The sequence below is a fragment of the Ruegeria sp. EL01 genome (assembly GCF_900313035.1).
Lineage (GTDB): Bacteria > Pseudomonadota > Alphaproteobacteria > Rhodobacterales > Rhodobacteraceae > Ruegeria.
The window spans coordinates 1-21,878 of the sequence record NZ_OMPS01000031.1 but is presented as its reverse complement, the minus strand read 5'-3'; the positions used below and the strand labels follow the sequence as shown (position 1 = coordinate 21,878).

Below are 21,878 nucleotides of genomic sequence, written 5' to 3'. Positions count from 1 at the left end.
TCGTCTGGCGAAGGGGCATGCCGAATAGCACCTTCATCGTGAGGCAAACCTGGATTGCCGCGTCGCTAAACTCGCGCTGACGACCGCGCTTGCCGGTCGACGAAGCGTACCATTCCATCTCAGGATCAAGCCAGATCGATAGCGAACCGCGCTGCTTCAACGCTGTGTTGTACGAAGGCCAGTTCCTGGTCTTGTACTTCGTAGGGGACCAACTGCTCATGCACCGTTGCTACCCCACTGGATTCAAACAGGGAATCCCTCGCCCCATTTGTGCAACAAAGCCCCCAGCAGTGCCAACATATCACCGCTGGGTTGTAAGTTCCGCGCGATTAGTGTCCGCCGTTTCTCTTGGCGTTTATCACTGTTTGCTCAAGAGGGTTGTAACCTTCAGGCACGGGGACGAGATTCACGTCGTCAGCCCATTGGTCATAGAATGCCCGCATCTCAGCCACCCGCTCGGGGCTTTCGGCAGCAAGATCGTGCAGCTCTGATGGGTCTGCTTCAATGTCATACAACTCCCATGCGCCGGTGCCTTTAGGCTCCAGATTCTGCACCAGTTTCCAGCGCCCTTCGAATACGGCCGAGGACCCCGCAAGCTCATATCCGACCGGGTGTTCTTCGGTGCGAACCGTATCGATCTTGCCCTGAAGAACCGGAAGCATGCTGATCCCGTCAGGCGAAAATATCTCGCGTCCGTCGTAAGTACCTTCGGGTACATCAACACCCGCCAGTTCCAGCAATGTCGGCACAACGTCACGCACATAGGCGAACTTGTCCATCTGGGCGCCCGGCTCGACCGTGCCGGGGAAGCGAACGATGAATGGCACACGCAACCCGCCTTCTGTTGAGAAGGTTTTGTAGTAGCTGCCTGGCACTGCCGAGGCCGCCGCCCAACCGGGTCCGTAGTCCGCATAGACACCCTTTTGGCCCATATCGGAGTAATCGCCTGCAAAGTCCTCCATATAGACCTTGTCATAGTTTGCTTTGTACCAGTCACGGTAGGCTTCTGACAGCGGCAGTTGGTTGGGATCGGGGCCGTTATCTGCCATGAAGATGACAAGTGTGTTGTCAGCGATGCCTTTTTCATCGAGATAATCCAGAATTCTCGAGATATTCGCATCCATATTGTCAAGCATACCTGCGTAGGTCTGCATCCGGCGCACATTGAACGCCCGCTCTTCCTCGCTCAGGCTTTCCCAATCCGGCATTTGCCACGGTTCATAGGATGTCTTGGCAAAGTCTGGGTCAAGCTCCACATCCGGGGACACCAGCCCCATCTCCTTTTGCTTTTGCAGACGTGATACGCGCAACTTTTCAAAGCCGTCATCATAGACACCGTTGTACTTGTCGATGAATTCCTTGGGTGCCTGATGCGGATAGTGCACCGCCTGATACCCGACCCACGCCAGGAACGGTTTGCCGTCCTCCAGGCTCTCGTCAATGTATTGGATCATGCGGTCGGTGTAGAAGTTGGACGAGAAATAGTTTTCATCAACCGGCAGATCGACGAGTTGCTCATCTTCGTAATAATGCACACGACTATAAAAAGGGGCGTAGGGCTGCTCTACCCAGTTATCCGCTCCGCTTTCTGCCAGCATAAAGGATTTCTGAAACCCTCTGTCATAAGCAATGGTTCCGGGCTCATGCCCCAGATGCCATTTGCCCGTCATGTAAGTGTTATAACCCGCGTCTCGCAGCAGCCGGGGAAGGGCCACGACCTTGTCGTTCAGGTGCCCCTCGTAACCTGGTTTACCAAATTGATTGTCGGCCTGGATCTCGGCCATGTTCCCCAATCCGGCAAGGTGATTGTCGACGCCGCTGATCAGCATCGTGCGGGTTGGCGAGCAAGATGCGCCGACATGGAAATTCGTGAACAACATGCCTTCCTGGGCCAACTGATCAATCGCCGGTGTGTCAATTTCACTGCCGAACGATCCCACATCTGAAAACCCCATATCATCCGCAATTAGAATAAGGATATTGGGTCGGTCATCTGCCTGCGCAAACGCTACGGTCGCGGACATTGCGCAGGCGCTAAGAAAAGCACATGCGGTTTTAACTTGAACCATGCTGGTCCTCCGTGAACTTTTTGAACTTCGGGCGAAATTCCCTGTCAGGTTGTCTTTGCATGTGTGGTCATACTTAGCGATAGTGCAGGACAGGCATTCCACTTTCTGGTACGCGCATTACAGAAAATGAAATGTGAGCCAAATGATCGATACAAAAGTTGCCGCTGCAGTCCGTGCTTTGGCGCGACACAGGAACTTTCGCGCTGCGGCGGATGCGATAGGTACTTCGCCTGCAAGTTTCTCTCGCTATATCAGTCAGGCAGAGACATATGCAGGTCATGCGCTATTCGAACGTCACGCTAAGGGCACATCACCGACACCTGCCGGGCATGAGTTTCTGACAATGCTGGACGCTCTTCTAGTTGCCAGCACCCGTTTCGAAACGGGTGTGGAACGACTGCGGAATAGTGGTCCGGCCATTCTCAACATTGGGTGCGGCCCTTTGGTCACTCGTACGGTCATTGCCCCTCTTCTTGCTCAACTGCTAACAGAACAGCCGGATCTAAGGGCTCGTGTTCTGGTTCGCGCCACAAAAGAACCGTTGGAAGCGCTTCGCAGCGGCCAGTTGGATGTTGCTGTATGTGACCTGACGCATACCCCGGATTTGAGTGATCTGGACCTTCAGGTCCTGCAAAAAAGGCCGGTTTCCTTCTGGGCAAGGCCTGCTCACCCTCTGCATCAGGTTCCAAAGGTGGGCGTTGCCGATGTTTTTCGCGACCGTTTTATTACAGCGCACCTCCACCGGCATTGGCGGGCAGCGATTGCCAATGTCCTTGGCGGTACTGAAGAGGCCTGGAAGATCACAAATAACCTGCCGCAAGTCGAATGCGACGATTTTGCGCTCATGACAGAATTAGCGTGCCGAGTTGATCTTGTGTGCGGCGGTATGCGCGAAGACTTTGCACAACATCAGGATTTGGGGTTATTGATGGAAATTCAAACGACAGAAACGTTGACGTGGAACATTTGCGCCGCACGTCGCAAAGACACCAGCTTTCCGGCATTGGACCTGTTTTGGGGTCAACTTTGCGCTCAGTTTGGAATGACGTAATCCTGTCTTGACGATGCCCTCTTGCCGCGACTGGCGATGGTGCAGCAGAACTTGGGGTTGTTCAAGCGAAGTTCAATCGTTACGGGATTGACCGAACTGGGATAGTTCAGAGTGCACAACCATTATCGCGACTTTGCCTTTTATCTCGCCTGATCCGAACCTGTGATTGGCATCCAAAGACCAAGTAGGTGGTGGCGACCGCCAGAATCAAACAAAGGCACTGCATATTGAAAACCAGTTTTGCTACTTCCTGCTATGCCGTGACGCTGCTTTTTGCTTCGACCGTCTGGGTTGTCGCGCAAGAGGCAGCGATACCCAGGTACGTCGGCTCAGCCAACTGTACCGGTTGCCACACAAACGCGATGGAAGCTTGGCAAAACTCGCACCATGCCAAGGCATGGACGCCCCCTACAGATCAACACATTCTCGGTGACTTTAACGACGCGACCTTTACCCATAATGGGATCACTTCGCGGTTTTACCGCGATGGCGACACCCACATGATTGAGACGGATGGCCCGACCGGACGCATGACCCGTTATCCGGTCCACAGCGTAGTGGGCGCCGAGCCATTGCAGCAATACCTGCTAGAGACCGAAGAGGGCAGATTGCAGTCCTTCGATGTGGTCTGGGATACCGAGCAAGAGCATTGGTATCATCTCTACCCAGATCATGAGCTATTTGCGGGCGACGGTCTGCATTGGACCGGTCCATACAAGAATTGGAACGCACGCTGCGCCGAATGCCACGCCACGGATTTCAACAAGAACTATTCGCCGATAGATCGCAGCTATGCCAGCACTCAGGCTGAGATTGGTGTCGGTTGTGAAGCTTGTCACGGGCCTGGCGAGGCGCATCTTGCTTGGGCGGAACAGCCCGAGACGACACGACGCCCCTGGGCGGGATTGTCGGACGCCGGACTTACCATCGATATGTCCTTAGGGGGCGAAACCTACCTGCAGCAATGCTCAACCTGCCATGCGCGCCGTGAACCTTTTGAGGACGGAAATCCGCTGCCCGGAACGCCCTTTCACGATGCCTACCAGTTGAGCACGCTGCGCGACGGCACCTATCACGCGGACGGTCAGATTCTGGATGAGGTTTATGTCTACGGCTCTTTCCTGCAATCGAAGATGTATGCCAAGGGCGTGACATGCAACAATTGCCACGATCCCCATACCGCAGAGCGGCGTGCCGAGGGCAATGGGCTGTGCACGCAATGCCATTCGCAGGCAGGAAACGCGGATTTTCCTACGCTTTCATTGAAAGACTATGACAGCCCTGCACACCACTTTCACCCTGTCGAAACTGAAGGTGCACAATGCAAAAGTTGTCACATGATCGAGCGGAACTATATGGGCGTAGATGGGCGTCGAGACCATACATTCCGCATCCCACGCCCTGATCTTTCTGCCCAAACACGTGCACCCGATGCCTGCACCGATTGCCACGTCGACGTAACGCCCGGCTGGGCTGCCAAAGCTATCGAGACTTGGTATCCTGACAGTCAGAACAGACGTCAACACTTTGGCCAGGTCATGGCCCAAGCTCGCAATAACTTATCCGGCTCAATAACCGCATTGGCCGATCTGGCCGAGTATGATGCGTTGCCGGCTATCGCGCGCGCAACTGCCCTGGAAATGCTGGCCAGCACTGCGTCCCCGGCATTGGCTACGCGGTTGGAACCACTGCTTCAAGACCCTGATCCGATGGTGCGCGCCGCGGCAACAAGCCTTCAACGTGGCGCATCTGATACCGAGAAGTCTGAGCGTCTCGGAGAGATGTTGTCCGATCCGGTAAAGTCCGTACGGATCTCTGCGGCCCGCGCGTTGTTGGGCGTGCCAACCGAACGTATGCCCGACCAACAGACTCAAAACCTGAACAACGCAATGCGCGAATGGCAAGAGGCGTTGGTGCATAAGGCCGACTTTCCTGAAACGCAGATCGTCCTTGCGGGCATTGCTCTGACCACGCGCCGGATGGATGCCGCACTTCGGGCCTTTGGCGAAGCAACAGAGCTTGACCCGCAACTCACCCAAGCTTGGATAATGATGGGTCGCATCCACCATGCAATGGGCAATAATGCTGCTGCTCGGGCAACCGTAGATCGTGCAATTGAGATCAACCCTAACAGCGTGGAACTGAACTTGATGCGTTCCGATTTGAACTAACTAGAGATTGGCGACTGAGTGGCTCTAATTGGTTGATTTAGATTGAAATCTGGCGCATGGCTGGCCTGTTCTTTGTCGACCCGATAGTCTCATACGCCCACCGCCCTCAGACATCATTGCCATTCTCAACGGTTTGGAAGATAGCGATGTGATGCGCATCTTGTGGCCCCGACTATATCGCAAACACCGGTCTACTGCTTGCCGAAACAAGAGCCGGTTGGGTCACTGGATGATGTGCCCACGCAAGTAGAGGGTTGGGTTTGATTCGGCAGTCAGCAGAGACCAAACACACCGCCATTGGTTCGCTTCCAACCTAGGTCGGTTTTGGCCGCAATCTGCGAAATGCCGGCTTCATTCTTACCGCGACTAGCGCGAACAGCTGCTATCTTCGCCGCGTTGTAAGTGAGATATTCACGGTTGTGCGGCATTTTTTGTGCTGCGAGCGCGCGCAGCGAGAAAATCCAAGGTACAAGTTGGGCTTATTTTGTTGAAAAACTCTTCCTTGATCGACGCATGAACTGCTGATGGCTCTGTCGCAAATTTTTCTTGGATCAGAGCGAGCGATTGCCTGGACGGAGTTATCTTGCGAGCTCAGCAAACTGACGAAAACCACACTTCAGCGGTCCAAGCTGCCCCTTGCGGATCATGTTGGCGGTTTCGATTCCCGTAAGYGTCGCTGCMGCTGWGGCAAAGCTYTTRAAACCSARCATCGGTCKCGTGAGSCKTTTGATGAAMCGGTGATCCTGTTCAATCATGTTGTTGAGATACTTTGATCTGACGGTGTCGATCTTCACAGGTATCCGCAGCCGCTTGAAGATCTTGTTGACCTCTTTGATACCGGCCGCGTTGCTTCTGCTTTTATCAATGGTGATCCGCTTCGGGATGCCATTGTTGGACAAAGCAGGGTCAGGCGCAAACTTGGGATCACGTAGCCATTTGTGGATCGGGTTGGTGTTCATCGTGTACCGCCGCGCAACCTGTGCTACCGAAACACCCGGCGCGCAGGTTTGCGCGCAGATCGACACCTTCTCCTCATCCGACCAGAACCGCTTCTTCTGACCCTTCTTGCCCGCCATATCTGCCCTCAAGATGTCCACTATCAATGGTGGACACTTATCAACACACTCTATGCCGCGTCAGTGGAGGCAGACCGGACGCTTACATTAAGGGCACAGTGACACCCGAACAACTTGGCAATACGGCGTGAGATCTAAGAAGGTTTGTCACTGACAGTTTAGCGGTTATTTGAGCAGCCGATGCAAATTAGAGCATTGGCTGCGATCAAATTGCCGGCCTGAAGTTCACGCCAATGAATATAGGAATGGTCGAAGTTCAGGTCATATCAAACCGACTAAATCCGCGCGTGTAGGTAGGCGGTAGACAGACACCTAATTTCAAAAAAGCAATCCACTGACTGTTCGACATGGCTGCTGATCATACTTCTCGGCTCTGAGAATGTTGCGTCTGCTCAGCGCATTTGACTTTTAGCCAATTTACGAAATCCACAACGTTGGAATTGTGCGAGTTCTTTGCAGGATAAACCGCATAATATCGTTCTTTGCAAACCAAACGGTTTTCATGAGCAAGCTTCAGCATGCCTCGCTCAAGCTCGTTTTGGATCAGGAACTCTGGCAGGACAGCCACGCCGATACCAGCCAAGGCCGCTTCGATCACATGGGCATAGAATTCAAAACGTGGGCCCACAGTCGCTCCGATTGGCCGGCTACCGCAACTCTTCAACCAATCGTTCCAAAGATAGGGGCGTGTCGTATGCTGGATTAATGTATGCGAACTGATTTCGTTTACATCCATCGCTGACTGACCTTCTGCAAACAAGGAAGGTGTGCAGACCGCGACGACAGCTTCGTCCATCAGGTATTCGCAATGGGCCTTGTCCCAATCGGGCAGGCCAAAATGGATGGCCACATCAGTCACCTCATCTTCGAATTCGAAGGGGCTGATTTTTGAGATTAGGTTGAGTTCGGTGAGAGGGTTTTCAGACAAGAATTCGCTCAGACGGGGCACCAACCACCTTGTTCCGAAAGTTGGCAGAATGGCAATCGTCAGCACCCCCCCGTGACGACCCTGTGAAATCAGGCGGGCCGTGGAGATTTCGAGCCGATTGATCACCTCACTGACTTCCTTGGCGTATTCCCGGGCGGCTGGTGTCGTTGTCAGTGTGCGTTGCCCGCGCGTAAACAGCTTGCGACCCAACAACTCTTCGAGGCTCGAAAGGCGTTTGCTTACAGCGCTTTGCGTCAGGTTCAGCTCTTCGGCTGCCAAGGTAACGCTGCCCAATCTAACCGTGGATTCGAAACAGGCCAGCGAGCTGGTTGGCGGTAATGTACGTCTCATGGGGCCATCTTATTCATTCCATTTCGGACTGATTGGTAGGCGAATTCTTCATTTTACAACTTCAATATTTTATTCACACTACAAGGACAAATTGGTGGCGGGCAACTCACATGCTCTGGAAAATCGTATTTTTCTACTCCAGATAAGCGCGTTGTGGACAACGTCATTGCACGGGCAGAGCCTGCTTCAACTTTCACATCTGGGAGGATGCATGATGTTTCGGAATTTATTAGGCGCAGCGGCGGTACTGGCAATGCCTGTCAGTGCCCTGGCGCAACAAGGCGAAATGGTACCGGAGGTCGATTTCTTAACCTGGCCAGCGGCCAAATACTCTCACTATGCAGAGACCTCGAATTATGTGGCCGAGCAGTGGGAAAAGCTTGGGCTGAAAGTCAACATCAACCCCGTGGCCTTTCCCAACCCGATGCTGTCACTTTGGTTCAAGGAGCATAAATTCGACGCTGTATTGTCGTCGCTCTCGGGGAACCCACTGCGGCTTGAGCCGGACTTCTTCACCAATTCCCAGTTCAACTCCGCAAACTCTGCGCCGGGCAACTGGAACGTGGGTGAATACAGCAATCCCATGGTGGATAAGCTGGGCGAACAGCAATTGGGAATTTACGATCCCGAAGAACGCCGCAAAGTGATCTATGCGCTTCTAGAGGAGCTTTACAACGATCCGCCCGAAGCGATCGTATCTTTTGCAATCAGCACGCACGCGATCAACAGCGACAACATGGAAATCGACGGATTTGAAGCATCGCCCGAAGGGATCCGTGCGAACGCGAACATCATGCGGATGAAATCCAAGCATGGGGGCGCGGTGCGGATCGGGTGGACAGTGGATTACACCACGTTGAATCCGCTTGTCGCCAGCACAAACGAGGACCTGACCAATCTTGCTCTGATTTACGACAAGCTGGTCGTACTGGCACCGGATGGCTCTCCTCGTATGTGGCTTGCCACGTCAATCGACGTGCTCGATGATTTGACCGTCGATGTCAAGCTGCGCACGGATCATACGTTTTCGGATGGTGAACCGGTCACTCCCGAAGATGTGAAGTTCTCGTTCGCGTACATGAAGAGGTGGGAGTCTGCCTACTTCACCAAGTATCTCGAAAAGGTCGATACGGTGACCCTCGTCGATGACAACACGATACGCTTTAAGCTGACACAACCCTACGCGCCGTTCGTGATGAACACATTGGGTCAGATCTATATCCTGCCCCAGCACATCTGGAGCACACTGGTCGAGGATCTGGGCATCGAGAAGCCACAGGATTTCGCCAATGACCAGCCAATTGGCAGCGGTCCGTATTCCGTGAAGTATCGCAAGGAAGGTCAGGAAATGTACCTGACCGCCCGCAAGGATCACTTTGGTGAGCCACAGTCGGACATCCTGAGCATCATATACGGGTCTGCCGAAGTGGTCATGCAGTCCCTGCGCAAGGGTGAGATTGATGCTTCTTTCCAGCCTGTCGTTCCGATCACAATCGACGAATACCGGGGCTTGGACAATATCAAGCTCTATGAGGCAAAATCCAACGGTTACAACTCAGTGCGCTACAAGGTCACGGGGCCGGTGTTCTGGAACAAGGATCTACGCCTCGCGCTGGCACATGCGGTGCCTCATGAAGCGATCATCAATGATATCTTTGGTGGGCTTGCGGCAAGTTCGGGCAGTTCAATCGTTCCGGTAAATGCCTTCTGGCACAATCCAGACCTTGAGCCGCCGGTGTTCGACCTTGATCTGGCAAGGTCGATGCTGAAGGATGCCGGGTTTACCTGGGACGACGACGGGCGGCTTCACTTCCCGCCAAAGTAGCCCCTCTCGCTAAACTCACCCTCAGCCCGCAACCCAAGACTGGTTACCACCGATGATTGAAGCTACCAATCTTGTCAGACATTATCCGGTGGTGACCGGGCTGAGGTCACTGTTCTCTGCAGACCGCCACAAGGTGGTCCGCGCCGTGGACGACATAAGTTTCAAGGTCGATGCCGGCAAAGTTCTTGGCATTGTCGGCGAAAGCGGATGCGGCAAATCCACCACCGCAAAAATGCTGGTTGGGCTGAAAGATCCCACAGCCGGCAGCATCAGCATCAACGACGATGATCTGAGTGAGATGCGGATCAGCGACCGCCTTGCCTTTCACCGACAAATGCAAATGGTGTTTCAAGATCCCTATGGGTCGATCAATCCCAGTCATGACGTGTTCCAGATCGTCTCGCGGCCATTGGTATATCAAGGTGAGAAAGATCACGACAAAATCCGTGCCGCCGTCCTCAACGCGATGGCACAGGTAGGTTTGAACCCGCCAGAACTGTACCTGAACAAACACCCCCATCTTCTGAGCGGCGGCCAGCGACAGCGCCTGTGCATTGCCCGTGCGATCATTATGGACCCTAAATTTCTAGTGGCGGACGAGCCGATATCGATGCTGGATGTTTCGATAAAATGGGACATCATTCGACTGTTGCGGCGTCTGGTCCGCGAACGTGATCTGTCACTGATCTACATCACACATGACCTGGCGACCGTCCCCACCATTTGTGACGATGTCGCAATCATGTATTTGGGCAAAATTGTCGAGATGGGGCCGGTCAGGACAATCCTGAACGCCCCCCGCCATCCCTATACCAAAGCGCTGATCGCCTCGATCCCAAGCCACGTGCCGGGCGCAGACAGAGAGCCTGCAGACATCAAAGGCGCCTTACCGGATGCGATCATACCGCAGGAAGGCTGCCTGTTTCGTGACCGCTGCCCGGTAGCGATTGACGCCTGTCGGACGGTGGTTCCGGAATTGTTGGCGACAGGTGCACAACAGGTGGCCTGTCATCTCGTCAATGAAAATGGAGGGGGCTGATCATGGGTAATTACCTATTCACTCGTCTGATCCACATGATACTGACACTGCTCGCAATGCTGGTGCTGATGTTTTTTCTCTTCCGATTGATGCCAGGCGATCCAACCGCGACCGTGATCAGTGACGCGCTTTATCCCAAAGCCCAAGCGGCAATGATGGAGCAATTCGGGCTGGACAAGCCGTTGCATCAACAGTTCCTGATCTACCTCAAGAACTATGCGCAGTTCGATTTCGGTGTTTCGTTCAGAACCAACCGCTCGGTTGCGGAACTGATCGAAGGGCGGCTGATGAATACCATTATGTTGATCTTGCCATCCATGATCGCCGCTTACGGATTGGGCATGATCATCGGCGCGATGATGGCATGGTGGCGCGGCGGCAAGGCTGAATTTGGCGTTGTGTTTGTAGCAACTGCGTTTCAATCGGCTCCGGTATTCTGGGTCGCAATGCTGGCTATTCTGGTCTTTTCCTTGCGGCTGGACTGGTTTCCCGCGGGCCATATTGTGACTCCCGGCGCGTTCCCGGAACCTACACTTGCGATGTATTGGTCCAAGGATTTCCTGCATCATCTGGCACTCCCGTTTCTCGTGAACACCGCTTACCAGATTTGTTTTCCGCTGCTTTTGATGCGCTCAAGCATGTTGGGTACGATTGGCGAAGACTTCATCGAATTGGCCCGCATGAAGGGGCTCAAGGAGCGCCGCATACTGTTTCACCATGCTGCGCGCAATTCGATGTTGCCTGTGGCAACCACGATCCCAATGATCTTGGGCTGGGCGGTGGCAGGTTCGGTTGTGATCGAAACCGTCTTTTCATGGCCCGGGCTGGGACTGCTGATGATCCAGGGCATCGAAACGGCGGACTATCCGGTGGTTCAGGCCGCTTTTTTCCTGATCGCCGTCCTGACCGTGCTCGGAACATTCGCGGCTGATCTTCTCTACGGGCTTTTGGATCCAAGGATTGTGTATGACTGATTTAGCAACAGAAGTCGTCACGGATGCCAATCTGACGACCGAAGCGCAGCTTGAAACAGGGCCGATGGCATTTGCCCGGCATTTCTTGCGCACGATCAATAAAACGTGGTCCGGCAGGATTGCGTTCTGGATATTTGCCTTTTGCGTCCTGATGGCGATCATCGGCCCTCTGATCGCTCCGTTCGATCCGATGGAGCGCAATTATGATGCTACGGGCAAGCTGATCCGGCTGTCCGAACCGTCGTGGGATCATTGGCTCGGAACGACGGCGCTGGGACGCGATGTGTTCAGCCAAATTCTATGGGGCGCACGGCCGGCCATTCTGGTGGGTGTGTTGACGGCTCTTGGCGTTGTCATTGTTGGCGTGAATATCGGCCTGATCTCGGGATATTTTGGGGGCAAGACCGATGCGATCCTGATGCGCATCACCGACGTGTTCCTTGGGCTGCCGTTCCTGCCTTTCATTATTGTCGTACTGTCGATCTCGGGCCGCAGCATCTGGACCATCATTTTCGCCATGACGCTTGTCATGTGGCGCTCCACCGCACGGGTGATCCGGGCGCAGGTTCTGTCGCTGAAAGAGATGCCGTTTATCGCGGCCGCTCGTGTGTCGGGGGCAAGTGACTGGACCATCATATACCGAGAGATCGCTCCCAACATCCTGCCTCTGGCGCTGGTCAACATCGCGTTTGCAGTGGCCTGGGCGATCATCACTGAGGCCAGCATCGGGTTTCTGGGCTACAGCGATCCTAAAGTGGTAAGCTGGGGATCGGTCATTTATCAGGCCTTTGCCAGTCAGATGATGTACCGCGCGCCCTGGTGGGTGATTCCGCCCGGCGCTGCCATCATGGTGCTGGTGAGTTCGGTGTACTTTATCGGGCGCGCCTATGAAGAAGCGGTCAATCCGCGGCTGCGGGGGCTGTAGAACATGAATACGCCACGATTGTCGGTTTCCGACCTTTCCGTTCGCTACCGCACAGACCGCGGCCCTGCCGCAGCACTTGAGGGCGTCAACCTGACATTGGAGGCTGGTGAAAACCTCGGCCTGGTCGGAGAGTCCGGCTGCGGGAAAAGCACCTTTCTGAAATCAGTGATGGGCGTTTTGCCCAACAATGCTGAGATCCTGTCCGGCACGGTCTGTCTGGACGGTGAAGACATGATTGCCGCCACGCCCGAAAGACGGCGTCAGCGACGTTGGAAAGACATGTCCCTGATCACCCAAAGCGCGTTGAATGCGCTGGACCCGGTTCACCGCGTTGGGGACCAGATCATCGACGCCATCAAAGCCCACGAAAACGTGTCACGGCGCGAAGCGACGCAAAGGGTGAAACAGCTGTTCGAACTTGTGGGCGTTGATCCGAAAAGGTTCCGCGAGTTTCCACATCAGTTTTCCGGAGGGATGCGGCAGCGCGCGATTATCGCGATGGCGCTGGTTCTGAACCCATCGGTCGTCTTGGCGGACGAGCCGACCACATCGCTGGATGTGATCGTTCAGGATCAGATTTTCCGCCGCATCCGTGAATTGCAGGCGCAATTCGGATTCTCGATCCTGCTGGTGACTCATGATCTGGCGCTGGTCATCGAAAATTGCGACCGCATGACCGTGATGTATGGCGGGGTTATCGTTGAAGAAGGCCCAACCGCACAGGTCGTCAATTCGCCGTTTCACCCCTACACATTGGGATTGAAAAACTCGCTGCCCGATCTGAACAGCGACGCAGAGCCGATTGCCATTCCGGGCACACCGCCAGATTTGGTGGATCCGCCCAAGGGGTGCCGCTTCGCACCGCGATGCCCGTTCGCGCTGGACGTGTGCCGCGAAAACCATCCACCAATGCAGGAAGTCGCAGACGGCCATCGGTCGGCCTGTCATCGCATCGCGGACATCGCCGATATCCGCGTACAGGCGACCGTCCCAGAGAAATGGAGTAGCCATTCGCCAACCTTCGAGAAATTGGCCTGACGCGTTTGCGCGACTGGGAAATTGCGCGATGCGCTGATCGCAAAGCGCCAGAAATATTGAATTTCGAAAGAATAGAATAGGACAGAAGGAAGGAAGGAATAATGAATTACTTTGCGTATGGTACGCTTCTTGACGTGGAGGGCATGCAGAAATATGCACCCTCGGCCAAACCCTTGGGCATCATGAAATTGATGGGCTACCGAATGGGCTTTGGCGCATGTGGGCGGGACGGCGTGACCGGCTGCACACTCGATGTCGCACCCGACGAGGTCATGTATGGCATCCAGTACGAGCTGAGCAAGGAAGACATGGACAAGCTTGATGATGCCGCGGTCGCAGACGACATGTGGGCTCGAAAAGACGTCACTCTGATTGACGAGGGTGGCAATGAGGTCCAGTCGGTGACCTATGAAATCCCCGGATTGACGCGGATCATAGCACCGAGTGATGACTATGTACGCCCCATCCTGAAAGGTCTGGACGAGCTTGATCTGCCGAAAAGTTATGTCCTGAACATGACACGGCTTATTGCACAGGCGCAATCCGCCTGAGAGCTGTCGTCGGATCGGGTACCAAGCTTGCGTGATCGGCGGCCGAACTCGACTTCATAATTGTGGATCAGTACATGCAAATACCGGCGCGGATTTTGAGTTATCAGCAGGAACTGACCGCAATCCGGCAGCAGATACATGCCGCGCCTGAATTGCTGTTTGATGTGCATCTGACCGCCGATCTGGTCGCCCAAAAACTGCGAGAATACGGCGTCGATGAGATCGTTACCGGGATTGGGCGCACCGGTGTGGTGGCCGTGATCAACGGCACACACGCGGGTCCGGTGATCGGCTTGCGTGCGGATATGGATGCGCTGCCAATTCAGGAAACGACCGGTTTGACCTACGCATCCAAGACGGGCACACGGCCATGTTGCTTGGCGCGGCACGCTATCTGGCAGAGACGCGAAATTTTGCGGGGCGGGTCGTGTTGATTTTCCAAACCGCCGAAGAGAGACGGTGCTGGCTCGCTAGGAAACGTGGTCACGCCACAAGGCTCAGACGCCATACACCGCCCCGTCAGTAACCTCGGCAAAGGTGGCTGACGGGGGTTAAGTTAGCAAACTCGAGATACAGAAGGGTCAGGATTCATAACCAGTAAATGACTAGAGCCGCGAGTGCGATGGCTGATAGGAAGACCTTGGGACAACGGTCGTAGCGCGTTGCCACGCGCCTCCAATCCTTGAGCCTGCCAAACCTGATCTCGATGCGGTTTCGCCGCTTGTATCTGCGCTTGTCGTGTTTTACCGGGGTTTTGCGTTGCTTTCGGCCGGGGATGCAGGCGCGTATCCCTTTGTCTTTCAGCGCCTCTCGGAACCAATCGGCGTCATAGCCACGATCACCGAGTAGCCAGTCCACGTTTGGAATGCTGCTGAGCAGAGCTCGAGCACCGATATAATCACTAACCTGGCCAGCGGTGACAAAGAGGTTCAAAGGCCGCCCTTTGCTATCACAGATGGCGTGCAATTTTGTATTCATGCCGCCCTTGGTTCTGCCGATCAGGCGGCCACGCTCCCCTTTTTCGAGGCCATACTGGTCGCCGTGCGGTGTGCCTTTAGATAGGTGTCACTGTACCCTAATTAATCAGATTCTCGTCTGAAAATTCCTAGCGATTTCAATGGAGTTTTGTACCTTTAATTTTCATATTGTACCGTTAATTCCAATACTGTACCCTTAATTGCCAGGCTGTCAGATCTGTGGAGAACCTTTCCCGCTTCGACTGCCTGCGTGCAGATATCGCCCCCTACAAAGCAAAGAGCGTCGACTTCTCACCCGCATTACAGCCTGTGGATATGTTGCAATTAAGGGTACAGAAAACGCCGAGAATGCGTCCAATCCGCAGAATCTGATTAATTAGGGTACAGTGACACCGGCCGATATGGCGGCAAACCCGCGGTGGTTGCTGAGAACAGGCTGGAGCAGAAGTTTCATACCTCTCAACCCGACCAAGTCTGGGTGACCGACATCACCCACATCAAGACCCTTGAAGGCTGGTTGTATCTCTGCATCGTCCTCGATCTGTTCTCACGCCGGGTTGTCGGTTGGTCGGCGCAATCGCGCATGACCACCGATCTGGCGTTGCAGGCCCTGCTCATGGCCGTCTGGCGTCGTAAGCCAAAAAGCCGGGTGACAGTGCATTCCGATCAAGGCTCGCAGTTCACAAGCCGGGAATGGCAGACGTTCCTGCGCCAGCACAACCTCGAACCCAGCATGAGTCGGCGCGGGAAATGCCACGACAACGCAGTTGCCGAGAGCTTCTTTCAACTACTGAAGCGCGAGCGGATCAGACGCCAGACATATCCAACCCGAGAAGATGCGAGGCGGGACGTCTTCGAATACATCGAGCTGTTCTACAACCCGAAACGCTGGCACACGAACAACGGCATGCTGTCGCCCGTTGACTTCGAAATCAGACAGCAGAAACTGAACGAGGCAGGCGTCTAGGTAACTAGGGGCACCTCAATACAGGCTTCGATGTATCGTCTCATGCGACACCTGTTTGTGCGCCTCTCCCTTGAAGTTGCGTTTGAGCCAGGCCGCAATCTGTTCGGGCGACCATTTGCGGCGCAGCTTTGCGGATACTGCGCGGGCCAATACCGGATGGCAAGCAAGCTTGCATGCTTTCCCATGAAGGAGGTACAACGAGTGGACAATACTGCCGGCAGCTGTAATGTAACCGCTGCTGCGTGTTTCAAGACGGAACAGTGGAATAGGCTTTGTCGCTAATCGAAAGTACATTGAGATCCGGAAACGCATTGATCAGGGTGACATCGATCGGCTGTCAACGGCGGCGTAAAAGTCTGCCACTGGGGCGGAGCAAAAGCAGGCCAGTTTGGAGTGCGCGCCTTGGAGCGTGGGGCTCTCATATAGCAAGCACGTTTCAAGGCCATCAACAAAATGCTCAAAGGTTTTGGCTGCCCAATCCCAATTGAGATGGTGAGGCGAAAATACTTGAACAATATTGTGGAACAGGACCACCGCTTCATCAAGCGTCGCACTCGACCGATGCTGGGGTTCAAAGCATTCGCTTCAGCAGCAGCGACGCTAGACGGGATCGAAGTTGCGCACATGATCCGCAAGGGCCAACTCACGCCCGGACTCTGTCCGTTTCGGCAGTTCGCCGAGCTCGCCACCTAACTCACAAGCGATCGCTGGAATAGCACGTCGTTTTCTAAACTCTGCAACAGAACCAGTGAACGCGCTCTAGATAGCACGTTCCGTTTGGCGCCAGACTGCGTCCAGTGAAGCAATACCAGACGCGACTTCTGTTGTGTTCTTTGCGTCTGCAGCGTCTTTTATTGCGTTTAACGCAGTGCGGTAGTAGTGGGCGCCAAATAGTGCAGCGCTGCCCGCTGTCTGATGGCAACGTCGCGAGATGTCTTCCAGTGCGGGCAACGCACCAGAACTAAGCCAGCAGTTTAGCTCTTCAGCCTCAGCCAGAAAAAGCGCACGCATCTGGTCGAAGGTTACATCCCCCAGAACACTCCGCATTTCAGCATGATGGCTGACCTTCTCCTCTAACACTTGACCTCCGATTGTCTTGGTGAACAACTCGTTCAACGTTTGGCGCAAGACGCTTAGGGAAAGGGGCTTGATCAAAACACCATTCATGCCAGCGTCAAGAAAGGTCGCTTGCTCGGATGCCAGCGCATTCGCAGTCAACGCGAGGATTGGTGTTTGTGCACAAACGCCCGTACCATCCCGAATGATCCGCGTGGCGTTGCGACCGTCCATAACCGGCATGCTAATATCCATTAGGATCAGGTCAAATTGTGTATTCTGACATAGCTCGACTGCCGAAGCACCGTCCTGCAATTCCATGGTGGAATGGCCATCTGTCTCTAGCATTTCACGCGTCACAACACGATTAATTTCATTGTCTTCGACGATCAAAACGTGCAGAGGCTCAGCTATTTTGTAATCATGCGGTGCGTTGGGATCCTCGGCAACTGGTTGCGTTGCCACAAGAGTCAACCGGACTTCGAATGTGCTGCCAACATTGGGCTTGCTTTCAACATCGATCTGGCCACCCATCGCATTGACGGACCTGCGGACAATACCAAGACCAAGGCCAGAGCCGCCAACGGTTCGATCGTAGGCTACGGAACCAGTGACAAAATCATCGAAGATGAACGGCTTCAGATCATCTTTAATACCCTGTCCCGTATCACTTATTCGAATTATGATCTTTGCGGCACCATCAACGATTTCACTCAACTGTAGAGAAATCTTCACGAGGCCATTTCGTGTGAACTTTACAGCGTTTCCAACCAGGTTCATCAAGATATGCCGGAGCACATCAGGGTCCGCCAACACCCAGTTTTGTGGTAAGCCTATCCAGCCCCACTCAACAATTGTGTTGTTCTGGGCGGCCACACCACTTTGACTGTCAACAGTCGATTGTACAAAGGCTGCCAAACTTAGCGGTACTTCACGCAACTTGAAGTTGCGAGAGTCATAGCGAGTCAGATCCAACACATCGCTGACGTGCTGTAGCAGCAGGGCTCCGGATGTTTCCATATCTTCAATGTAACTTAGTTGCTTTCTATTCAGATTGGTGTTCTTGATAAGGTCTAGATTCCCCAAAAGACCGTTCAAAGGCGTACGAATCTCGTGACTCATGGTGACGAGAAATCTAGATCTTAGACGGGCGGTAGCAAGTGCTTGGTCACGGGCCAAGATCAACTCTGTTTCGGCGTTTACCCGAGTTGAGATATCGCGCAAGAACGCGACAAAAATCGTACCTTGTTCCGTCTCGACACTTTGAAGTGCGAGTTCGACAGGAAATGTACAGCCGTTGGCGTGTTTAGCGTCCAGTTGGACGCGACCTTTGCCGATAACCCTCCTTTCGCCGCCCGCCCGCGCGCGCTCCATGCCAGCCGAATGAGCGTCAAGTAGGTGGCCGGGGATAATTAAAGGTCCAAACGGTTTGCCTAGCACATCCTTGGCTTTGTACCCAAAGATGCTCTCAGCGGCGGTATTGAAGGCAATAATAGAGCTGTCACCACCAGCTACAACTACACCGTCAAGCGAAGTCTGAACAATGGTATCTATCCGCGTTAGGGTTTCCTCGGCTGCACGTAGTTGTTCGTATTTTTGAATCTTGAGGTAACGTAGATAGTCGACCAAAGACCCTAGAGCGAGAACTAAACCAAGCAAAATAAAAAGGATAGCAGGTTTGACGAAGGTGGCGGCTAAAACATTGTGCCCTCCATATACCACAGAGGTTATGAAATCCTCAGGTGAGTTTATCAACTTATGCACAGATGGCCGTGTGGCATCGGCATCAGCCAACAAATCCGGCAAAGCCGTTTCTAGCACCAGATCATCGGCAACGATAAATTGAGCTGTTGCGTCGGCAAACGCACGTACGGCTTCAAGCGCTTGTGCATGGTCATTGTTTTCCTTTGATGACCAGTAAGCGTAAACCAACTCAAGTTTAGTAGCTTGCCCGTAGAGAGTGTAGAAGCGGCTTCTTACAGCGGCCAGATCACTGCTGGATCCAGAAACAACGTTGTTCAAATGCTCTGAAAAGTTGAAGAACTCGGTTTCTAGTTGTGCAAGTTCCTGTCGCACACTATCCGCCCACACGGGTTCACGTTTACTGAAGTCATTCGAAAATGTGATGTTCAGGAATACAATGCCGCCAGCTACAACGAGACCCGACAGAATAAGCTGAATATAATGATTCCAATTTGGGAAAGTCCGGAGGGGGGGCAAGCGTTCATCCTAGCGGAGATTTCAACGAGACATCAAGTACTGCATTCTAACTTGTCTCGAAGCGCTTTGTAAGGCGTATTTCCAGCGTGTGCTCCACGCGGCCACTCCTAGGCTCCAGACTTCGATAACAGGGGCGTCTCAGTCAAGCTGTTTTGCGCAGAATAGTTGATCCGCCAAGGCGGTGTAGCTTTTCCTTGTTTGTGTCCGCCCTGCTTGCTGTCACGGCCTTCGATTGAGACCCTTCGGGTACATGCTTCGGTTCGTGGTCAGCGCGACGGCTGCCAACATGACGCTGGTTCGATGTAATTCCGATGTGCCCATCTCATAGGCGTGCTTGACAGATGTCAGCGACGGTCCAGACCTCGGCATCATCGGAACCACGTCCCTGCGGGACCTCAAAGTCCTGCTTTCAGGCAGGCAATGGATAGATTAACAGGCGGTGTTCGGTGCTGCGTCGAGCTGGAATACGGTGTCATCCACCCACATTCGACGGAGAATGACTGCGATGCGACGCGCGAGGGCGACCATCGCAATTTTTCGACCTCGACATTGCGCCAGTTGAGTCCCCCATGTTCGCAGCCACGTCGACCGTCCGCGGTTCATCATGACGGTTGCAGCCTGGCACAATGCCCGCCTCAGATTGACATCCCCGGCTTTGGTAATGCCGCCAGACACATCACGCTCACCGGACTGGTTGCGAGAAGGCGTCAGGCCAACCCAGGGACCGACTCGCTTTGAAGACCGGAAGCGAGCTGGATCATCGACAGCTGCCCGGAAGGTCGGTGCGACGACTGCACCGATCCCTGGCATTGTCATCAAACCGTGGCAAACCGGATCGTTCTGGGCAAGCTGGCGTACTTGTTTCTCAAGGGCAGCCAGCTCCTGCCGCAGCGTTGCTCTGGCGCGTAGCATTGGTTCTGTTGCGGTCTCCAGCATGAGGTTGCCTTCCGCCAAATCGCGGATGCGGGCCTCGAACTTACCGCGAGAGATGGCACCCACCTTGAGGCCAAAGTCTCGCAGCAGTCCTCTTAGCGACATTTCCAAAGCGATCATGTTCTGCTGAATGGCTCTTCGAGCGCCAAGCACAGCGCGAGTTTCCTGAGCAGAGATGGATTTACAGTGAACAGGGCGGAACCAGCCTAGATGGAGCAGACGAGCAATGCCTTCGGCATCTCGCCGATCCGTCTTGATTGGCATAGCCTTCAATGCACCCTTCACCTGGCGGGTTTCCATAAGTACGGCGTCTAAGCCCAACTCAACCAGCCCTCGATGCAGCCACTGCGACATAGGTCCAGCCTCTAAGCCAATCGCGGCGATGTCGTGAGCCAAAGCGCTCAGCCAACGGGCCAGGATCTCGGGATCGCTCGTCGCCTCAGCCTCTTTGATTATCTCGCCATGCTCGCTGATCACGCAAATCGCGGTCTTGGCGAGAGATACATCCAATCCAATATACAGTCTCATCCAGTAGTCCTCCATGCAGGTTCAATACGGGAATGGCGACAGTGCGGCGCAGATCTGGCAAGTGGCAACGGCGGTGCGTGACGCAGGCTCCGTTACGGCATCTCATAGCCAGTAAATTACGAGCGCCGCGAGAGCGATTGCTGAGAGGAAGACCTTCGGGCTTCGGTCGTATCTTGTTGCAACACGCCTCCAATCTTTCAGCCTGCCGAACATGATCTCGCATCCTTGTCCGGCAGTGCATTGCACAGCAATGTCACGAGAGGGGCGGTTTCTGCGTTTGTAGCGCCGCTTGTCGTATCGGACAGGCTTGTCGCGTGACTTTCGACCTGGGATACAGGGCTTTATTCCCCTGTCCTTAAGGGCTTCGCGGAACCAGTCTGCGTCATAGCCTCGATCTCCCAGCAGCCAGTCGGCCAATGGCAGACTGTTTACCAGAGCCTTGGCCCCTTTGTAGTCGCTCACCTGCCCAGCGGATATGAAGAAGCGGATGGGGCGTCCGAGGCTGTCAGTAACGGCATGCAACTTCGTATTCATACCGCCCTTTGTTCGCCCGATCAGTCTGCCACGCCCCCCCTTTTTTCAACCGCAGGCTTGAGGCCGTGCGGTGCGCTTTGAGGTAGGTTGCGTCCGCTGCCCGGCAGGGCATTGCGTAGCAATGTCCCGAGAGGGGATCATGATGGTCTTTTGATCGGTTCCTTCTGCAGCCAGTCCGGTGTGAATCCCGGAGACAAAATGGCCACTGAATCGGTTGGATGATCTGACCGTCGCGGAGCAAAATTCCGCAGTCTGACACCTGAGGCGAACGAGCTGAGGGTGAGGAGATGTATTCAGTGGAACTTTATAACCGGGTGCGGCGTGCGTGCCATGTTGACGGGATGAGTAATAGCGCTGCTGCGCGGCTATTTGGCATTGATCGCAAGACCGTTGCGAAGATTCTGAAGCACTCGGTTCCGCCGGGTTACCGGCGTGAAGGGCCGCCAGTTCGCCCCAAGCTTGATCCGTTCATCGCAATCATCGACCAGATCCTCGCGGACGATATGAGCCGGATCAAGAAGCAGCGTCACACGGCGAAGCGTATCCATGAGCGCCTGCGGGATGAACATGGTTTCACGGGCGGGATCACCATTGTCACGGATTATGTGCGGGAGAAGAAGCGTCGGACCCGAGAGGTGTTTGTGCCGCTGTCACATGCGCCGGGC

Annotated in this window: 13 protein-coding genes and 8 pseudogenes; 12 read left to right on the top strand and 9 right to left on the bottom strand. The window is 54.3% G+C overall.

What is annotated here, in order from left to right; genetic code table 11:
* Window positions 1-220 (bottom strand): transposase (locus D9K61_RS12180; RefSeq protein ID WP_174235098.1); only part of this gene is annotated, 220 nt, incomplete at its 3' end.
* Between the two features lie 109 nt (window positions 221-329).
* Window positions 330-2,069 carry a sulfatase-like hydrolase/transferase gene (locus D9K61_RS12175; RefSeq protein WP_120633511.1) on the bottom strand — a complete coding sequence of 580 codons (1,740 nt, stop codon included), beginning with the start codon at window positions 2,067-2,069 and terminating at the stop codon, window positions 330-332.
* A gap of 142 nt (window positions 2,070-2,211) precedes the next feature.
* On the opposite strand from D9K61_RS12175, the gene D9K61_RS12170 reads away from it, so the two are divergent.
* Window positions 2,212-3,120, top strand: coding sequence for a LysR family transcriptional regulator (locus D9K61_RS12170; RefSeq protein WP_120633510.1), 909 nt, complete (start codon window positions 2,212-2,214; stop codon window positions 3,118-3,120).
* 260 nt (window positions 3,121-3,380) lie between these two features.
* Complete coding sequence (locus tag D9K61_RS12165; RefSeq protein WP_120633509.1) at window positions 3,381-5,291, top strand: multiheme c-type cytochrome; 1,911 nt, start codon at window positions 3,381-3,383, stop codon at window positions 5,289-5,291.
* Between the two features lie 578 nt (window positions 5,292-5,869).
* On the opposite strand, the pseudogene D9K61_RS26945 reads toward D9K61_RS12165, so the two are convergent.
* The 3 genes and pseudogenes from D9K61_RS26945 to D9K61_RS12155 all read right to left on the bottom strand — a co-directional run.
* Window positions 5,870-6,190, bottom strand: a pseudogene (locus D9K61_RS26945) (DDE-type integrase/transposase/recombinase); the annotation flags it as partial.
* Between the two features lie 87 nt (window positions 6,191-6,277).
* Window positions 6,278-6,367: pseudogene (locus D9K61_RS27530) on the bottom strand (transposase); the annotation flags it as partial.
* 358 nt (window positions 6,368-6,725) lie between these two features.
* Window positions 6,726-7,646 (bottom strand): LysR family transcriptional regulator, encoded by a 921-nt coding sequence (locus D9K61_RS12155; RefSeq protein ID WP_120633508.1) that lies wholly within the window; start codon window positions 7,644-7,646, stop codon window positions 6,726-6,728.
* A gap of 214 nt (window positions 7,647-7,860) precedes the next feature.
* Here D9K61_RS12155 and D9K61_RS12150 point away from each other — a divergent pair, with 214 nt between their 5' ends.
* The 7 genes and pseudogenes from D9K61_RS12150 to D9K61_RS12120 all read left to right on the top strand — a co-directional run.
* Entirely contained in the window at window positions 7,861-9,471 is a 1,611-nt protein-coding gene (locus D9K61_RS12150) for an ABC transporter substrate-binding protein (protein WP_162946851.1), read from the top strand.
* Window positions 9,472-9,523: 52 nt separating this feature from the next.
* Window positions 9,524-10,510: an oligopeptide/dipeptide ABC transporter ATP-binding protein gene (locus D9K61_RS12145; protein ID WP_120633506.1), complete on the top strand. Its 987-nt coding sequence runs from the start codon at window positions 9,524-9,526 to the stop codon at window positions 10,508-10,510.
* 2 nt (window positions 10,511-10,512) lie between these two features.
* Window positions 10,513-11,484 (top strand): ABC transporter permease, encoded by a 972-nt coding sequence (locus D9K61_RS12140; RefSeq protein ID WP_120633505.1) that lies wholly within the window; start codon window positions 10,513-10,515, stop codon window positions 11,482-11,484.
* On the top strand, window positions 11,477-12,409 hold the full coding sequence (locus D9K61_RS12135; protein ID WP_216825793.1) for an ABC transporter permease: 933 nt from the start codon (window positions 11,477-11,479) through the stop codon (window positions 12,407-12,409). The genes D9K61_RS12140 and D9K61_RS12135 overlap by 8 nt, the downstream gene beginning before the upstream one ends.
* 3 nt (window positions 12,410-12,412) lie before the next feature.
* Complete coding sequence (locus tag D9K61_RS12130) at window positions 12,413-13,447, top strand: ABC transporter ATP-binding protein (protein ID WP_120633504.1); 1,035 nt, start codon at window positions 12,413-12,415, stop codon at window positions 13,445-13,447.
* A gap of 101 nt (window positions 13,448-13,548) precedes the next feature.
* Entirely contained in the window at window positions 13,549-13,998 is a 450-nt protein-coding gene (locus D9K61_RS12125; protein ID WP_120633503.1) for a gamma-glutamylcyclotransferase family protein, read from the top strand.
* Window positions 13,999-14,072: 74 nt separating this feature from the next.
* Window positions 14,073-14,452, top strand: a pseudogene (locus D9K61_RS12120) (M20/M25/M40 family metallo-hydrolase); the annotation flags it as partial.
* Window positions 14,453-14,586: 134 nt separating this feature from the next.
* Here the strand turns inward: D9K61_RS12120 and D9K61_RS12115 are convergent.
* Window positions 14,587-15,062, bottom strand: a pseudogene (locus D9K61_RS12115) (IS5 family transposase); the annotation flags it as partial.
* 307 nt (window positions 15,063-15,369) lie between these two features.
* On the opposite strand from D9K61_RS12115, the pseudogene D9K61_RS12110 reads away from it, so the two are divergent.
* Window positions 15,370-15,942, top strand: a pseudogene (locus D9K61_RS12110) (IS3 family transposase); the annotation flags it as partial.
* Between the two features lie 438 nt (window positions 15,943-16,380).
* Window positions 16,381-16,635: pseudogene (locus D9K61_RS12100) on the top strand (DDE-type integrase/transposase/recombinase); the annotation flags it as partial.
* 66 nt (window positions 16,636-16,701) lie between these two features.
* Here the strand turns inward: D9K61_RS12100 and D9K61_RS12095 are convergent.
* The 3 genes and pseudogenes from D9K61_RS12095 to D9K61_RS12085 all read right to left on the bottom strand — a co-directional run.
* A complete protein-coding gene (locus D9K61_RS12095) occupies window positions 16,702-19,218 on the bottom strand; it encodes a PAS domain-containing hybrid sensor histidine kinase/response regulator (RefSeq protein ID WP_120633502.1) in 2,517 nt (838 codons plus the stop codon).
* 429 nt (window positions 19,219-19,647) lie between these two features.
* Window positions 19,648-20,679, bottom strand: coding sequence for an IS110 family transposase (locus tag D9K61_RS12090; protein ID WP_120633512.1), 1,032 nt, complete (start codon window positions 20,677-20,679; stop codon window positions 19,648-19,650).
* A 102-nt stretch (window positions 20,680-20,781) separates the two neighbouring features.
* Window positions 20,782-21,307, bottom strand: a pseudogene (locus D9K61_RS12085) (IS5 family transposase); the annotation flags it as partial.
* A gap of 247 nt (window positions 21,308-21,554) precedes the next feature.
* On the opposite strand from D9K61_RS12085, the pseudogene D9K61_RS12080 reads away from it, so the two are divergent.
* Window positions 21,555-21,878 (top strand): annotated as a pseudogene (locus D9K61_RS12080) (IS21 family transposase); the annotation flags it as partial.